Origin of the sequence: uncultured Ramlibacter sp., from assembly GCF_936925435.1 — a bacterium.
In the GTDB taxonomy this organism is placed as follows: Bacteria; Pseudomonadota; Gammaproteobacteria; order Burkholderiales; family Burkholderiaceae_C; genus Ramlibacter.
Genome location: NZ_CAKZHQ010000047.1, coordinates 91,425 through 105,923, shown reverse-complemented (window position 1 = coordinate 105,923; position 14,499 = coordinate 91,425). Strand labels below are relative to the sequence as shown.

General features: G+C 70.5%; 18 protein-coding genes. 15 read left to right on the top strand and 3 right to left on the bottom strand.

Annotation, left to right across the window (positions count from 1 at the left end; genetic code table 11):
- Positions 1-4: 4 nt before the first annotated feature.
- A complete protein-coding gene (gene coq7 / locus Q0632_RS18335; RefSeq protein WP_298932901.1) occupies positions 5-622 on the top strand; it encodes a 2-polyprenyl-3-methyl-6-methoxy-1,4-benzoquinone monooxygenase in 618 nt (205 codons plus the stop codon).
- A gap of 7 nt (positions 623-629) precedes the next feature.
- On the opposite strand, the gene Q0632_RS18330 is transcribed toward coq7, so the two are convergent.
- Positions 630-1,079 carry an OsmC family protein gene (locus Q0632_RS18330; RefSeq protein WP_298933009.1) on the bottom strand — a complete coding sequence of 150 codons (450 nt, stop codon included), beginning with the start codon at positions 1,077-1,079 and terminating at the stop codon, positions 630-632.
- A 256-nt stretch (positions 1,080-1,335) separates the two neighbouring features.
- On the opposite strand from Q0632_RS18330, the gene ilvA reads away from it, so the two are divergent.
- From ilvA to Q0632_RS18315, 3 genes are read left to right on the top strand one after another with little or no spacing between them, the layout of a single operon-like run.
- Positions 1,336-2,880, top strand: a complete 1,545-nt coding sequence (gene ilvA, locus Q0632_RS18325) for a threonine ammonia-lyase, biosynthetic (protein WP_298932899.1) — start codon at positions 1,336-1,338, stop codon at positions 2,878-2,880.
- Between the two features lie 17 nt (positions 2,881-2,897).
- On the top strand, positions 2,898-3,698 hold the full coding sequence (locus Q0632_RS18320; RefSeq protein ID WP_298932897.1) for an adenosylcobinamide-GDP ribazoletransferase: 801 nt from the start codon (positions 2,898-2,900) through the stop codon (positions 3,696-3,698).
- Positions 3,695-4,246: a histidine phosphatase family protein gene (locus tag Q0632_RS18315; protein ID WP_298932895.1), complete on the top strand. Its 552-nt coding sequence runs from the start codon at positions 3,695-3,697 to the stop codon at positions 4,244-4,246. The genes Q0632_RS18320 and Q0632_RS18315 overlap by 4 nt, the downstream gene beginning before the upstream one ends.
- Here the strand turns inward: Q0632_RS18315 and Q0632_RS18310 are convergent.
- Complete coding sequence (locus Q0632_RS18310) at positions 4,243-4,695, bottom strand: type II secretion system protein N (RefSeq protein WP_298932893.1); 453 nt, start codon at positions 4,693-4,695, stop codon at positions 4,243-4,245. The genes Q0632_RS18315 and Q0632_RS18310 overlap by 4 nt on opposite strands.
- 43 nt (positions 4,696-4,738) lie before the next feature.
- On the opposite strand from Q0632_RS18310, the gene gspG reads away from it, so the two are divergent.
- From gspG to Q0632_RS18255, 11 genes are all read left to right on the top strand, one after another.
- Positions 4,739-5,179 carry a type II secretion system major pseudopilin GspG gene (gene gspG / locus Q0632_RS18305; protein WP_298932891.1) on the top strand — a complete coding sequence of 147 codons (441 nt, stop codon included), beginning with the start codon at positions 4,739-4,741 and terminating at the stop codon, positions 5,177-5,179.
- A gap of 1 nt (position 5,180) precedes the next feature.
- The gene (locus Q0632_RS18300; protein WP_298932889.1) at positions 5,181-5,624 is read left to right on the top strand and encodes a Tfp pilus assembly protein FimT/FimU; all 444 of its coding nucleotides are present in this window, start codon (positions 5,181-5,183) and stop codon (positions 5,622-5,624) included.
- The gene (gspI, locus tag Q0632_RS18295; RefSeq protein WP_298932887.1) at positions 5,621-5,974 is read left to right on the top strand and encodes a type II secretion system minor pseudopilin GspI; all 354 of its coding nucleotides are present in this window, start codon (positions 5,621-5,623) and stop codon (positions 5,972-5,974) included. The genes Q0632_RS18300 and gspI overlap by 4 nt, the downstream gene beginning before the upstream one ends.
- Complete coding sequence (locus tag Q0632_RS18290; protein ID WP_298932885.1) at positions 5,974-6,714, top strand: type II secretion system protein J; 741 nt, start codon at positions 5,974-5,976, stop codon at positions 6,712-6,714. Before gspI ends, Q0632_RS18290 begins: the two co-directional genes overlap by 1 nt.
- The gene (gene gspK, locus Q0632_RS18285; protein ID WP_298932883.1) at positions 6,711-7,694 is read left to right on the top strand and encodes a type II secretion system minor pseudopilin GspK; all 984 of its coding nucleotides are present in this window, start codon (positions 6,711-6,713) and stop codon (positions 7,692-7,694) included. The genes Q0632_RS18290 and gspK overlap by 4 nt, the downstream gene beginning before the upstream one ends.
- Before the next feature lie 36 nt (positions 7,695-7,730).
- On the top strand, positions 7,731-8,936 hold the full coding sequence (gene gspL / locus Q0632_RS18280; protein WP_298932881.1) for a type II secretion system protein GspL: 1,206 nt from the start codon (positions 7,731-7,733) through the stop codon (positions 8,934-8,936).
- Positions 8,933-9,418 carry a type II secretion system protein GspM gene (gene gspM, locus Q0632_RS18275; RefSeq protein ID WP_298932879.1) on the top strand — a complete coding sequence of 162 codons (486 nt, stop codon included), beginning with the start codon at positions 8,933-8,935 and terminating at the stop codon, positions 9,416-9,418. Before gspL ends, gspM begins: the two co-directional genes overlap by 4 nt.
- A gap of 19 nt (positions 9,419-9,437) precedes the next feature.
- Positions 9,438-10,220, top strand: a complete 783-nt coding sequence (gene gspN, locus Q0632_RS18270; protein ID WP_298932877.1) for a type II secretion system protein N — start codon at positions 9,438-9,440, stop codon at positions 10,218-10,220.
- Positions 10,221-10,224: 4 nt separating this feature from the next.
- On the top strand, positions 10,225-12,351 hold the full coding sequence (gspD, locus tag Q0632_RS18265; RefSeq protein WP_298932875.1) for a type II secretion system secretin GspD: 2,127 nt from the start codon (positions 10,225-10,227) through the stop codon (positions 12,349-12,351).
- Between the two features lie 3 nt (positions 12,352-12,354).
- Positions 12,355-13,719: an ATPase, T2SS/T4P/T4SS family gene (locus Q0632_RS18260; protein ID WP_298932873.1), complete on the top strand. Its 1,365-nt coding sequence runs from the start codon at positions 12,355-12,357 to the stop codon at positions 13,717-13,719.
- 61 nt (positions 13,720-13,780) lie between these two features.
- Entirely contained in the window at positions 13,781-14,146 is a 366-nt protein-coding gene (locus Q0632_RS18255) for a hypothetical protein (protein ID WP_298932871.1), read from the top strand.
- Between the two features lie 3 nt (positions 14,147-14,149).
- Here the strand turns inward: Q0632_RS18255 and Q0632_RS18250 are convergent, their stop codons facing one another.
- On the bottom strand, positions 14,150-14,461 hold the full coding sequence (locus Q0632_RS18250; protein ID WP_298932869.1) for a GNAT family N-acetyltransferase: 312 nt from the start codon (positions 14,459-14,461) through the stop codon (positions 14,150-14,152).
- Positions 14,462-14,499: the final 38 nt, after the last annotated feature.

Genomic DNA, 14,499 nt, shown 5'->3' with positions numbered 1-14,499 from the left:
CACCATGGACCGTTTCTTTGGCGCCGCCGACAGCGCCCTGCGCACCCTGTTTGCCCGCCCTCGCGCCAGCCGCGCCTGTCCGGTCCTGCCCGCCGACGCCACCGAACTGACGGCGCCGCAGCGGCGCCACGCTGGCGCCCTGATGCGGGTCAACCACGTTGGCGAGGTCTGCGCCCAGGCGCTGTACACGGCCCAGGCCGCCACCACCGGGGACCCTGCGCTGCGCAAGCACTTCGAGGAAGCGGCGCGCGAGGAGAACGACCACCTGGCCTGGACCCGTGAGCGCCTCGACGAACTGGGCGCGCGCCCCTCGCTGCTCAATCCCCTCTGGTACGCCGGGGCCTTCGGCCTGGGCCTGCTGGCCGGCCGGCTGGGCGATCGGGTCAGCCTGGGCTTCGTGGTGGAAACCGAGCGCCAGGTCGAAGCCCACCTGCAAAGCCACCTCGAGCGGCTGCCGGCGGCTGATCACGCCTCGCGCGCCATCGTCGCCCAGATGAAGGACGACGAAGCCGCCCATGCCCGCCAGGCGCAGGACGCCGGCGCGATCGAGCTGCCGGCGCCGGTCAGGTCGCTGATGCGCTCAGCGGCCAAGGTCATGACGACCACGGCCCACTACATCTAGAAGAAGCTCAGGCCTCAAGCAGGTCGAAGCTGGTGGTGATCTCGGCGGTCTTGGCCAGCATGATGCTGGCCGAGCAGTACTTTTCGTGGCTCATGGCGATGGCCCGCTCCACCGCATTGGCGGGGATGGCCTTGCCGGTCACCGTGAAGTGCATGTGGATCTTGGTGAAGACCTTGGGGTCGGCCTCGGCGCGCTCGGACGTGAGCTGCACCGAACAGCCGCGAACATCGTGACGGCCACGCTTGAGGATCAACACCACGTCGTAGGCGGTGCAGCCGCCGGTGCCGGCCAGCACGGTTTCCATCGGCCGGGGTGCCAGGTTCTGGCCGCCGTTGTCCGGCTTGGCCGCGTCGGGCGCGCCGTCCATCGCCAGCACATGGCCGCTGCCGGTTTCGGCAATGAATCCCATGCCCGAGCGGGTGCCGGCGGCCCCTGTCCAACTGACCTTGCACTCCATCATTGCCATCCCGTCCTTGATCACTTGCGTTTGCCGCAAACAAATTCCGCTAATAGTTCACAGGAACACCCATTGGCGCTTGCTGCAATGCAACAAATCCCGGGCTATACTGCTTTCACAGCATAACGAATTTGTTATGCCCCACTTGTCTCCTCCACCTTCTCCTTTGGTGGATTAGCCCCCCGGATCGCAAGGCCCGGGGGGCTTTTTTCATGCCTGGCGGGCTGTGAAAGCCGGCGCTTATCATCCTTTGCTCATGACAAAGCAGCTCAAGCCCGCGGATTACCTCAAGAAAATCCTCACCGCCCGCGTCTACGACGTGGCGGTGGAATCGGCGCTGGAGCCGGCCAAGAACCTCAGCCGGCGGCTGCACAACAAGGTGTTGCTCAAGCGCGAGGACCAGCAGGCGGTCTTCAGCTTCAAGCTGCGCGGCGCCTACAACAAGATGGCCCAGCTCACGCCGGCCCAGCTCAAGAAGGGCGTGATCTGCGCCTCGGCCGGCAACCATGCCCAGGGCGTGGCCATGTCGGCGCACAAGCTGGGCACGCGTGCGGTGATCGTCATGCCGGTGACCACGCCGCAGCTCAAGATCGAGGCGGTCAAGGCCCTGGGCGGCGAGGTCGTGCTGCACGGCGACAGCTATTCGGACGCCTACACCCACGCCGCGGCCCTGGAGAAAAAGCAGGGCCTGACCTTCGTCCACCCCTTCGACGACCCCGATGTCATCGCCGGCCAGGGCACCATCGCCATGGAGATCCTGCGCCAGCACCAGGGCCCGCTGGACGCAGTCTTCGTGGCCATCGGCGGCGGCGGCCTGGTCTCGGGCGTGGCCAACTACATCAAGGCCGTGCGACCCGAGATCAAGGTCATCGGCGTGCAGATGAACGACTCCGACGCCATGGTCCAGTCGGTCGCGGCGAAAAAGCGCGTCACCCTGGCTGACGTCGGCCTGTTCTCCGACGGCACGGCCGTCAAGCTGGTGGGGCAGGAGACCTTCCGCATCGCCCGCGGCCTGGTCGATGAATTCATCACCGTCGACACCGACGCCGTCTGCGCCGCCATCAAGGACATCTTCGTCGACACCCGCGGCATCGTCGAACCGGCCGGCGCGCTGGCGGTGGCGGCGATCAAGCAGTACGTGGCCACGCACAAGACCAGGGGCCAGACCTACGCCGCCATCCTGTGCGGCGCCAACATGAACTTCGATCGCCTGCGCTTCGTCGCCGAGCGCGCCGAGGTCGGCGAGGAACGCGAGGCCCTGTTCGCCGTCACCATCCCCGAGGAGCGCGGCAGCTTCAAGCGCTTTTGCGGCCTGATCGGCGAGCTGCCCGGCGGCCCGCGCAACGTCACCGAGTTCAACTACCGCATCAGCGATTCGGCCCGGGCCCATGTCTTCGTCGGCCTGACCACCCACGGCAAGGGCGAGTCGACCAAGATCGCCGCCAACTTCTCGCGCCACGGCTTCGACGCGCTCGACCTCACCCACGACGAGCTGGCCAAGGAGCACATCCGCCACATGGTGGGCGGCCACTCGTCGCTGGCCAAAGACGAGCGCCTGCTGCGCTTCGTCTTTCCCGAGCGGCCCGGCGCGCTGATGAAGTTCCTCTCGCACATGCGTCCCAACTGGAATATCACCTTGTTCCACTACCGCAACCAGGGCGCCGACTACGGCCGCATCCTGGTGGGCCTGCAGGTGCCCAAGGCCGACAGCAAGGCCTTCGGCGCTTTCCTGGACACGCTGGGCTATCCCTTCGTGGAAGAGACGGACAACCCGGTCTACCGCCTGTTCCTGCAGACCTGAGCGGCCGGCGGCCCTGCATGAACTTCCTGCGCCACTACCTGCTGGCGGTCCAGTTTTTCACCCGCATTCCGGTCACCGGCGCCTTGGCGCAATGGGTGGGCTTCAGCCCGCAGCTGCTGCGCGCCAGCGCCGGCCACTTCCCCGGCGTCGGCTGGCTGGTGGGCAGCGTCGCGTGCCTGGCCTTTGCCCTGCTGTCGCTGGCGCTGGGCGGTTCGGCGCCGCTGGTGGCGGCCGTGGGCTGCACCATCGTCACCGTGCTGCTGACAGGCGGCTTCCATGAGGACGGTCTGGCCGACGTGGCCGACGGCCTGGGCGGCGCCAGCGAGCGCGGCCGCGCGCTGGAGATCATGAAGGACTCGCGCATCGGCGCCTTCGGCGCCATGGCCCTGGTGCTGGGCATGCTGGCCAAGGTCAGCCTGCTGGCCCTGCTGGGTGCGCGCTCGCCCAGCGGCGTGCTGGCCGCGCTGCTGGGCGCCCATGTGCTGTCGCGCTTCTGGCCGCTGCTGCTGGTGTGGGCCCTGCCCCACGTGGGCGACGCCGCCGGCTCCAAGAGCAAGCCGCTGGTGGCGCAGATTTCCGGCCGCACCCTGGCCGTCGCCCTGGCCTGGTGCCTGCCGTCGCTGGCGCCACTGGCCTACCTGCAGGGACCAGGCTTGCTGGCGGCCGCTGCGCTGGCCAGCGGCCTGGCCCTGCTGTGGATGTGGCGGCTGTTCGCACGGCGGCTGCAGGGTTTCACCGGCGACTGCCTGGGCGCGACCCAGCAGGTCTGCGAGATCGCCTTCTACCTGGGCGCGGCCGTGGTCCTGGTGCGCCCATGAAGCTGTGGCTGGTGCGCCATGCCGCGCCCTGCGTCGAAGCCGGCATCTGCTACGGCAGCACCGACCTCCCAAGCGATGCAGCTGCCACGGCACAGGCCGCCTTCCAGCTGGCCGCAGTGCTGCCGCAGGGGCTGGCGCTGGCCACCTCGCCGCTACAAAGATGTGAGCAGCTGGCGCAATGTTTACGGGAGCTGCGGGCCGATTTACCTTTAAAAAGCGATGCCCGGCTGGCCGAGATGGATTTCGGCGCCTGGGAGGGCCGGCGCTGGGACGCGATCGGCGAAGCGGCGCTGGCGCAGTGGACCGCGGACTTCTGGCAGCACCATCCCGGCGGCGGCGAATCGCTGGCGCAGTTCATGGCGCGCGTGGGCGCGGCCTTCGACGACAGCGTGCGCGCCGGCCGCGATGCCGTCTGGATCACCCACGCCGGCGTGATCCGCGCAGTGCAATTGCTGATCACGGGACAGCGCAGCGTGCAGCACGCGCACCAGTGGCCGGTGCAGGCGCCGGCCTTTGGCGCCTGGCAGGTGCTGGAAGTGCCGGCCTAGCGGCGGCGCAGCGCCGGCAGCTCCAGCGTCAGCACGGCGGGGCCGTTGGCGCTGGCGGCCAGGGCGGCCTGCTGGCCCTGCACCGACAGCAGCCACAGACCCTCGTCGATCTGGCTGCCCACGCGGAAAGGCCGGGCCGGCTTGCCGTCCACGGCAATCAGGGCCGCGCCGCGTTGCGCGCCGGCCACCACACCCACCAGAGCAAAACGGCTGGCCAGGCTGGCCACCGGCGCAGCCGTGGCAGCAGATTGGGCAGAGGCGCCGAGCAGCCGCGCCACCAGGGCCGCGTCAGCCGGCGCCACGGCGCGCGGCAACGGCGCGGCGACGGCGCCGCCCGAGGGACTGGCCGCCAGCCGCAGCGCCCAGAACACGGCGCTGCCCGCGACCAGCGCCCACAGCAGGAAGCTTGCGCCGCGCACGACCCACAGACTCTGCAGCTTGCTCAACATGCGGCGATTATCATGGAAGCGATTGCACTCACCGCCAACACCCATGAAGTCCCTCACCGTCCAGTTCCGCCGCGCCGTCCAGCGCGGCTTCACCCTGATCGAATTGATGGTGGTGCTGGTCATCATCGGCGTGCTGGCCGCGCTGATCGTGCCCAATGTGCTGGACCGCGCCGACGATGCGCGTGCCACCGCAGCGCGCACCGACGTGGCCAACCTGATGCAGGCCCTCAAGCTCTACCGCCTGGACAACCAGCGCTATCCCGGCGCCGAGCAGGGCTTGCAGGCCCTGGTCGCACGGCCCACTGCCGGCACCATCCCGCCCAACTGGAAGCCCTACCTGGACAAGCTGCCCAACGACCCCTGGGGCCGGCCCTACCAGTACCTCAACCCGGGCATCAAGGGCGAGATCGACGTGATGTCCTTCGGTGCCGATGGCCAGAGCGGCGGCGAGGGCAAGGATGCGGACGTCGGCTCCTGGCAGTAGCTTGGCCCCCGCGCTCCTTTCGCGGGAACGGGGCTTCACCCTGCTCGAGTTGCTGGTGGTGGTGGCGATCATTGCGGTTGCCTCGGCTGGCGTGGGCTTCGCGCTGCGTGACTCGGCGGCCACCCAGCTCGAGCGCGAGGCGCAGCGGCTGACGGCCCTGCTCGAATCGGCCCGTGCGCAATCGCGCACCAGCGGCGTGCCGGTGCGCTGGAGCACCACCGCGCAAGGCTTCCGTTTCGACGGCGTGCCGCAGGGGGCGCTGCCCGAGGCCTGGCTCGCACCCAGCACCCAGGTGCTCGGCACGGCGGTGCTGGTGCTGGGCCCCGAACCCATCATCGGGCGCCAGACGGTGGAGCTGGCCTCCAGCGCCCTGCCCGGGCGCAGCCTGCGCGTCGCCACCGACGGCCTGCGGCCGTTCGCGGTGAACCCGGAGCCCGCACCGTGAGGCAACGGGGTTTCACGCTGATCGAGGTGCTGGTGGCGCTGGCCATCGTCGCCATCGCCCTGGTCGCCGGCCTGCAGGCGACCGCCGCCCTGACCAACAACGCCTTGCGCCAGTCCAGCGTGCTGCTGGCCCATGTCTGCGCCGAGAACGAGCTGGTGCGCGTGCGCCTGTCCAAGCAGATGCCCGGCGTCGGCGAGACCAGCGTACCCTGCGAGCAGGCCGGCCAGATGTTCAATGTCACCGTGGCCGTGGCACCGACGCCGAATCCGAGTTTCCGCCGTGTCGACGCCCAGGTCTTCGACGGCACGTCGCCGGTGCTGAGGTTGTCGACCATCGTGGGGAAGTTCTGATGAAGAAACAGTGCCCCCACGCTTCCCGCTGCGCGTGGTGCGCTGCCCCCCGAGGGGGCTCGTGCGCCTCGGGGCGGCCCAGCGGCGCCCGGCAGCGCGGCTTCACCCTGGTGGAACTGCTGGTGGCGCTGTTCGCCATGTCCATGCTCGCCGTCCTGAGCTGGCGCGGGCTCGACGGCATGACGCGGGCCCAGGCCAGCACGCAGGCGCGCGCCGACGAGGTGCTGACGCTGCAGACCGGGCTGGCGCAGTGGGGCGCCGACCTCGATGCGCTGCAGCAGTTGCCGCAAGCCAACGCGATCGACTGGAACGGCCGCGTGCTGCGCCTGACGCGCCGCGGCACGGCCGGCGCCGGCGATGGCGTGCTGGTGGTGGCCTGGACGCGCCGCGCCGGCAGCTGGCTGCGCTGGCAGTCACCGCCGCTGACCAGCCGCGGCCAGCTCAGCGAGGCCTGGCAGAAGGCCGACATCTGGTCGCAAAACCCGGGCGACGCCGAACGCAGCAACGAGGTGAGCATCACGCCGCTGGACAACTGGCAGATCTTCTACTACCGCAGCGACGCCTGGACCAACCCTTTGTCCAGCGACGCCAGTGGCGCGGCGGGCGCCGCCAGCCCGGGCGGCGTGGCTGTGGTGCCCGATGGCGTGCGCGTCGTTCTCACGCTGCCGCCGGGCCAGGCGCTGGCCGGCACCCTGGTGCGCGACTGGGTGCGGCCCACCATCGGCGGGGGCAAGTCATGACAGTGCGCCGGCGCCAGCGCGGCCAGCGCGGCGCGGCCATCCTGATGGCCATGCTGACGGTGACCCTTGTCGCCACCTTTGCCGCCGCCGCCATGTGGCAACAGTGGCGCGCCGTGGAGGTGGAGGCGGCGGAGCGCTCGCGCATCCAGGCCTCCTGGGTGCTGACCGGCGCGCTCGACTGGGCCCGCCTGATCCTGCGCGAGGACGGGCGCACGGCCGGTGACCACCTGGCCGAGCCCTGGGCCGTGCCGCTGGAGGAAGCCCGCCTGTCGACCTTCCTGGCGGCCGACCGCAATGCCAGCAGCAGCGAGTCCGACTCGGACAATGCCTTCCTGTCGGGCCAGATCATCGACCAGCAGTCCCTGCTCAACGTCCGCAACCTGGTCGACGGCAACCGTGTTTCCGAGGCCGGCTTGCGCAGTTTCCAACGCCTGTTCGAGCAGCTGTCGCTGCCGCAGGCCCAGCTCACCCGGCTGGCCGAGAGCCTGCGGTTCGCGCTCGACACCAGCGCGGACAACCGTTCGGGCAGTCAGGCGCCGCTGCTGCCGCAACAGGTCGGGCAGCTGGTCTGGCTGGGCCTGCCGGCGCCCACCGTGGCGGTGCTGCAGCCCTACATCACGGTGCTGCCGACGCGCACGCCGGTCAACCTCAACACCGCCAGCGCCCAGGTGATCCATGCCGCCATCGACGGCCTGAGCCTGGCCGACGCCCAGGCCCTGGTGGCGCACCGCGGCAGCCAGCCGTTTCGCAGCCTCGCCGACGCTAGCCGCCTGTTCGCCGGCCATGAGCAGGCCTTCACCACGGACGCCGTGAGCGTGGCCTCGGGCTATTTTGAGGTGATCGGGCGGCTGAGGCTGGACCAGGTGATGGTGGAAGAGCGCTCGCTGGTGCAACGCACCAACATGAATGTGACGACCTTGCAGCGCCAGCGCGGCGTCGCCGACGCCAGCGCCCTGGTGGCGGCGCCACCCATGCGCTGAGCGGCGACACACGCCCTCCCTACAATCGCCGCATCCATGAGCACCCTCGTCGTCCTGCTTGCCCGCCAGCCGGCCCCCGCCCAGCCCGAGTTCGACCATGTGCTCAGCCCCGACGGCCGCAGCCCCGGCGCGCGCGCCAGCCTGCCGGCCGCCCTGCTGCCGCAGCCCACGGGCGCCGGCGCCGAGGTCGTGGCCGTGGTGCCGGCCGGCGCCCTGTCCTGGCACCAGGTCGAGTTGCCCCGCGGCGTCGGGCCCGGCTCGGCCCGCCTGCGCGCGGTGCTCGAGGGGCTGCTGGAAGAACGCCTGCTGGACGAACCCGAGGCCCTGCACTTCGCGCTGCAGCCGCAGCCGCGCCCCGGCGCGCCGTGCTGGGTCGCGGTGTGCGACCGCGCCTGGCTGCGCAGCTGGGTGCAGGCGCTGGAAGCGGCGCAGCGCCCGGCCTCGCGCATCGTTCCCGAGTTCACGCCGCAGGAGGAAGCCAGCCTGCATGCGCTGGGCGAGGCCGACGACGCCTGGCTGGCCGCCGCCGGGCCGCAGGGTGTGCTGGCGCTGCCGCTGTCGGCGGCTTCGCTGGCGCTGCTGCCCGCGCTGCCGCCCGAACTGGAGGTCCGCTCCGAGCCGGCCGTCGCCGCCCAGGCCGAGCAGCTGTTGCAGCGCAAGCTGGTGTTGCAGCAAGCCCCCGAGCGTTGGCTGCAGGCCGCGCAGACCTCCTGGGACCTGGCGCAGCTGGAGTTCGCCAGCTCGGGCCGCAACCGCACCGCCCGCAAGCTGGCCGCCGGTTGGGCCGGCCTGTTGCGCGCGCCCCAGTGGCGCGCCGTGCGCTGGGGCGCCGCGCTGCTGGCGGCCGTGCATCTGCTGGGCCTGAACGTCTGGGCCTGGAAGGAACGCGCCGCGCTGGAGTCCAAGCGGGTGGCCATCGAGACCACGCTGACCCAGACCTTTCCGCAGATCAAGACCGTGGTCGCGCCACTGGTGCAGATGGACAAGGAAATGGCACTGCTGCGCCAGGCCGCCGGCGCCGCCTCCGGCCGCGACCTGGAGACCATGCTGGGCGCGCTGGCCGCCGCCGCGCCGCAGCAAGCCGTCACCGGCCTGGAGTTCACCGGCACCGAGCTGCGCGCCAGAGGCGTGGTGGCCACAGCCGACGCGGCCCGGCCCCTGCTGACCAGCCTCAAAGGCCAGGGCTATGCGGCAACGCTGCGCGGCGACGTGCTGGTCATCACGCCGGAGGCCGCGCCATGAAAGCGATGGACATCCTGCGCGCACGCTGGCAGCAGCTGGCGCCGCGCGAGAAGACCCTGGTGGCCGGCGCCGCCGCGCTGGTCGGCGCCAGCCTGCTGTGGTGGGTCGCGCTGGCGCCGGCACTGGCGACGCTGCGCAGCGCGCCGGCCCAGCACCGCACGCTGGACACCCAGCTGCAGCACATGCTGGGCCAGCAGGCCCTGGCCCGCCAGCTGCAGGCCCAGCCCCGGCTCGGTTACGACGAAGCCCTGCACCTGCTGGAGACCTCGGTCAAGCAGGCCCTGGGCACCAGCGCACGCATCGCCGTCAACGGCGACCGCGTCACGCTGACGCTGGCCGGCACCGCGCCCGGCGCGCTGGCGCAGTGGCTGGCGCAGGCCCGCGCCAACGCCCGCGCCCTGCCGGCCGAAACCCGGCTCACCCGCAACGCCGCCGGCCAGTGGGACGGCACCGTGGTGCTGAACCTGCCGTCGGCGCGCTGAGCCGGCACCGCCCGCCGACGTGGCCCGCAGCAGCATCCCCTCCCAATGGCCCTGGGCCCTGGCCGGCGCCGCGCTGGGCCTGGCGGCCGCTGTGCTGCTGTTCGCGCCGGCGCAGTGGCTGGCCGGCGCCCTGGTGCGCGCCAGCGGCGGCCATGTGCTGCTGCACGATGCCCGCGGCACGGTGTGGAACGGCTCGGCGCAGCTGCTGCTGGCCGGCGGCCAGGGCAGCAGCGCCGCCATCGCCCTGCCCTCGCGCCTGGACTGGCAGCTGCGCCCGGCCTGGGGCGGCGCCGACCTGGCGCTGTCCAGCGCCTGCTGCACGCCGCAAGCGATGGCACTGCAGGTCCGGGCGCGCTGGGGCGGCCTGGCGCTGCAGGTCGCCGATGCGCGCTCGCAGTGGCCAGCGGCCCTGCTGGCCGGCCTGGGCACGCCCTGGAACACCTTGCAAATCGAAGGCGACCTGCAGCTGGCCACGCAGGGCCTTTCAGTAGAATGGATCGAAGGCAGGACCCGCATTGCCGGGCGGGCCGAACTCCAGGCGCAGCGGCTGTCGTCGCGCCTGTCCACATTGAGGCCCATGGGCAGCTACAGCATCACGCTTGTCGGAGGCGCCAGCCCCACGCTCCAGCTCGGCACCCTGGAAGGGAGCCTGCGGCTGTCGGGCAGCGGCCAGTGGGTGGGCTCGCGCCTGCGCTTCAACGGCGAGGCCAGCGCCGCGCCCGAGCACGAGGCGGCCCTGGCCAATCTCCTGAACATCATCGGGCGGCGCAACGGCGCACGCTCCCTCATCACCATAGGCTAGTTGCATGAAGCGGTTCCGGTTTGCTACTCTTTCAATAGCAACATGCGCAGTATTGGCGGGGGCTCCAGGCATTGGGCACGCCCAACGCGCGAACGAGCCGATCACCCTGAACTTCGTCAACGCCGAGATCGAGGCGGTGGCCCGCACCATGGCCGTGATCACCGGCCGCTCCATCGTGGTCGACCCGCGGGTCAAGGGCACGATCAACCTGGCGACCGACCGGCCGGTGCCGCCGCAGGCCGCCTTCAACCAGTTCCTGGCCGCGCTGCGCCTGTCGGGCTACACCGTGGTCGAGTCCGGCGGCCTGTACAAGGTCGTGCCCGAAGCCGACGCCAAGCTGCAGGGCGGCACGGTCAGCGTCGGCCCGGCCGGTCCGGGCGGCAGCCAGATCGTCACCCAGATCTTCCGGCTCAACCATGAGACGGCCAACAACCTGGTGCCTATCCTGCGGCCGCTGATCAGCCCCAACAACACCATCAACGTCAATCCCGGCAACAACTCGCTGGTGATCACCGACTACGCCGACAACCTGCAGCGCATCGGCCGCATCATCTCGGCGCTGGACGTCTCCAACGCCACCGACGTCGAGGTGATCCCGCTGCGCCATGCGCTGGCCTCCGACCTGGCGCCGGTGGTCCAGCGGCTGGCCGAGACCGGCGGCGGCAGCGCCAGCGGCGCCCCGGCAGCCGCTGCCGGCCAGGGCCAGAGCGACACATCGTTTCGCACCACGGTCATCGCCGAGCCGCGCAGCAACACCCTGGTGGTGCGCGCCGCCAACGCCGCCCGCATGAACCTGGTGCGATCGCTGGTGGAACGCCTGGACCAGCCGGGCTCGCAGAACCCCAGCGGCAACATCTATGTGGTCTACCTGAAGAACGCAGAAGCGACACGGCTGGCCGTGACGCTGCGCGCGGCCATGGCCGGCATGTCCAGCACGGGTGGCGCAGGCGCCGGCACCGGCGCGATCGCGCCGGCTGGCATCGGCGGCGCCAACGCCACGGCCGCGGCCAGCAACCCCGCCACGGCTGCCCTGCAGGGCGCGGCCCAGCCGTCCACCGGCGGCCAGATCCAGGCCGACCCGGCAACCAACTCGCTGATCATCACCGCGCCCGAGCCGCAGTACCGCCAATTGCGCGCGGTGATCGACCGGCTGGACGCGCGCCGCGCCCAGGTCTTTGTCGAAAGCCTGATCGCCGAGGTCAACGCCGACAAGGCCGCCGAGTTCGGCATCCAGTGGCAGAACGTGCTGGGCGCAGCCACCAGCAGCGTGCTGGGCGTGCTGGGCACGAACTTCAGCATAGGCGGCACCAACATCATCGACCTGCAAAAGGGCGTTGCCACCGGCGCGGCCACACCGGCCACCGGTTTCAACTTCGGCCTGGTGCGCAATGCCAACGGCAACTACGTGCTGGCCGCGCTGGCGCGCTTCCTGGAGACCAACGCCGAGGGCAACGTGCTGTCCACGCCCAACCTGCTGACGCTGGACAATGAGGAAGCCAAAATCGTGATCGGCCAGAACGTGCCCTTCATCACCGGCCAGTACACCAACGCCAACAGCGGCAACAACGGCAGCGTCAACCCCTTCCAGACCATCGAGCGCAAGGACGTGGGCCTGACCCTGCGCGTCAAGCCGCAGATCAGCGAGAACGGCACGGTGCGCATGCAGATCTTCCAGGAGGTCTCCTCGGTGCTGCCCTCCTCGATCAACTCCTCCACCGGCCTGGTCACCAACAAGCGCTCGATCGAGTCCAACGTGCTGGTCGAGGATGGCGCCATCGTGGTGCTGGGCGGCCTGCTGCAGGACGAATACGGCAGCGGGCAGGAGAAAATTCCCGGGGTTGGCGATGTGCCGGTGTTCGGCAATCTGTTCAAGACCGAGACCCGCAGCCGCAAGAAGACCAACCTGATGGTCTTCCTGCGGCCGGTGGTGGTGCGCGATGCGGCGGCCAGCGACGCCCTCTCGCTGGACCGCTACGACATGATGCGCAACCACCAGGGCGCGGCCCAGCCCGTGCCCAGCGTGCTGGTGCCGGTCAATTCCGCGCCGGTGTTGCCGCCGCTGGTCCCGATTCCGCGTTTCAATGCGCCCGCGGCCGCGCCGGCGCCGTCCAGCGCTCCCGCGTCCAGGTAAGCCGTGGCCCGCTACCCGCTGCCCTATGCCTTCGCGCGCAGCAGCCAGCTGCTGCTGGAGGACGACGGCCAGGGCCTGACCCTGTGGCATGCCGGCCCGCCGGCGCCCGGCGCCTGGGGTGAGGTGCTGCGCAAGCACCCGGTGCGCGCTGTGCAGCAGCTGGACGCGCAGGCCCTGGCCCAGCGCATCAGCACGGCCTACGCCCAGGGTGAATCGAGCGCCGCCACCGTGGTCAGCGAGGTGCAGAACGACGCCGACCTGTCACGCATGATGCAGGAGCTGCCGGCGGTGGAAGACCTGCTGGAGGCCAGCGACGACGCGCCCATCATCCGCATGCTCAATGCCCTGCTGACGCAGGCCGCGCGCGACGGCGCCAGCGACATCCACATCGAGCCCTACGAGCGGCACTCCAGCGTGCGCTTTCGCGTCGACGGCACGCTGCGCGAGGTGGTGCAGCCCAACCGCGCGCTGCATGCGGCGCTGATCTCGCGCCTGAAGATCATGGCCGAACTGGACATCGCCGAAAAGCGCCTGCCGCAGGACGGCCGCATCTCGCTGCGCATCGGCACCCGCGCCGTCGACGTGCGCGTGTCCACCCTGCCCAGCGCGCACGGCGAGCGCGCCGTGCTGCGCCTGCTGGACAAGAGCGAGAGCAAGCTCAGCCTGGAGTCGGTGGGCATGGGCGGCGAGACGCTGCGCCGCTTCCTGGGCCTGATCGGCCAGCCGCACGGCATCATCCTGGTGACCGGCCCGACCGGCTCAGGCAAGACCACCACGCTGTATGCGGCGCTGTCGCGGCTGGACGCCGGCGCCAGCAACATCATGACGGTGGAAGACCCGATCGAGTACGAGCTGCCCGGTGTCGGCCAAACCCAGGTCAACGCCAAGATCGACCTGGATTTCGCCAAGGCCTTGCGTGCCATCCTGCGCCAGGACCCCGATGTCATCATGATCGGCGAGATCCGCGACTACGAGACCGCGCAGATCGCCATCCAGGCCTCACTGACCGGCCACCTGGTGCTGGCCACGCTGCATACCAATGACGCCGCCAGCGCGGTGAACCGGCTGATCGACATGGGCGTCGAGCCCTTCCTGCTGTCGTCCTCGCTGCTGGGCGTGCTGGCCCAGCGCCTGGTGCGCAAGCGCAGCGCCACCGATCCCAGCGGCTACCAGGGCCGCACCGGCATCTTCGAGCTGATGGTGGCCAACGACGCCATCCGCGCCCAGATCCACAGCCGCGCCGCCGAGTCGCAGATCCGCGAGACGGCGCTGGCCAGCGGCATGACCCTGATGCGCGACGACGGCGAGCGCCTGGTGCGAGAAGGCGTCACCACCCGCGAGGAGCTGGTCCGCGTGACGCGCGACTGATGTTCTTGACGCGCGACTGATTCTTCACGCGCAACGGATGTGCGCAGGACGCGGAATCTCCATGCCACTGCAGTATCTCGATTTCGACTACAGCGAAGACGCCGACGGCCACGGCAGCTTCGATGCCATGGCCAGCGCTGCGCCGGCGCAGCTGGCGGCGCTGCAGGCCGAGGTATTGCAAGTGCTGCAGTGGGCGCAAGGCGAGTTCCCCAGCGGCCCGGCGCCGCTGGACGAGGGCGGCGACTGGGATTGCGAGCTGCAGGGCGTGCAGGAAGTGGCCACCGCGCTGGAAGTGCGCTACGACGCGCAGGCCGGCCAGCTGCACACACAAGCAGGCGCTGCCGCCGCGCCGCGCACCACGCTCAGCCTCACCTTGAGCGGAACGCCGCAGTTCTGCGCGGCGCTGCGCCAGGCCTTCGGGCTGTGACTGTCAGATCTTGAACCTGGCGCGGTCCTCGGCCCGCACCAGATCCTGGTACTCGGCCTTCTTGCGGATGTAGCCGGCGAAGAACTCGCACTCGGGGACCACGTGCAGGCCTTGCGCACGCGCATCGTCCAGCGCGAAGCGGGCCAGCTTGGAGGCCAGGCCCTGGCCCTCGAAGGCGGCGCCGATCTCGGTGTGGAAAAACACGACGGCCTCGCCCTCCAGACGGTACTGGGCGAAGCCGGCCAGGGCGCCGGCCACGGTGATCTCGTAGCGGTGTTCGCTGCTGTTGTTACTCACTTGGGGATCGGTGCTCATGCGCCCATTATCCGGGGCGGCAGGCATCTCGATGCAAA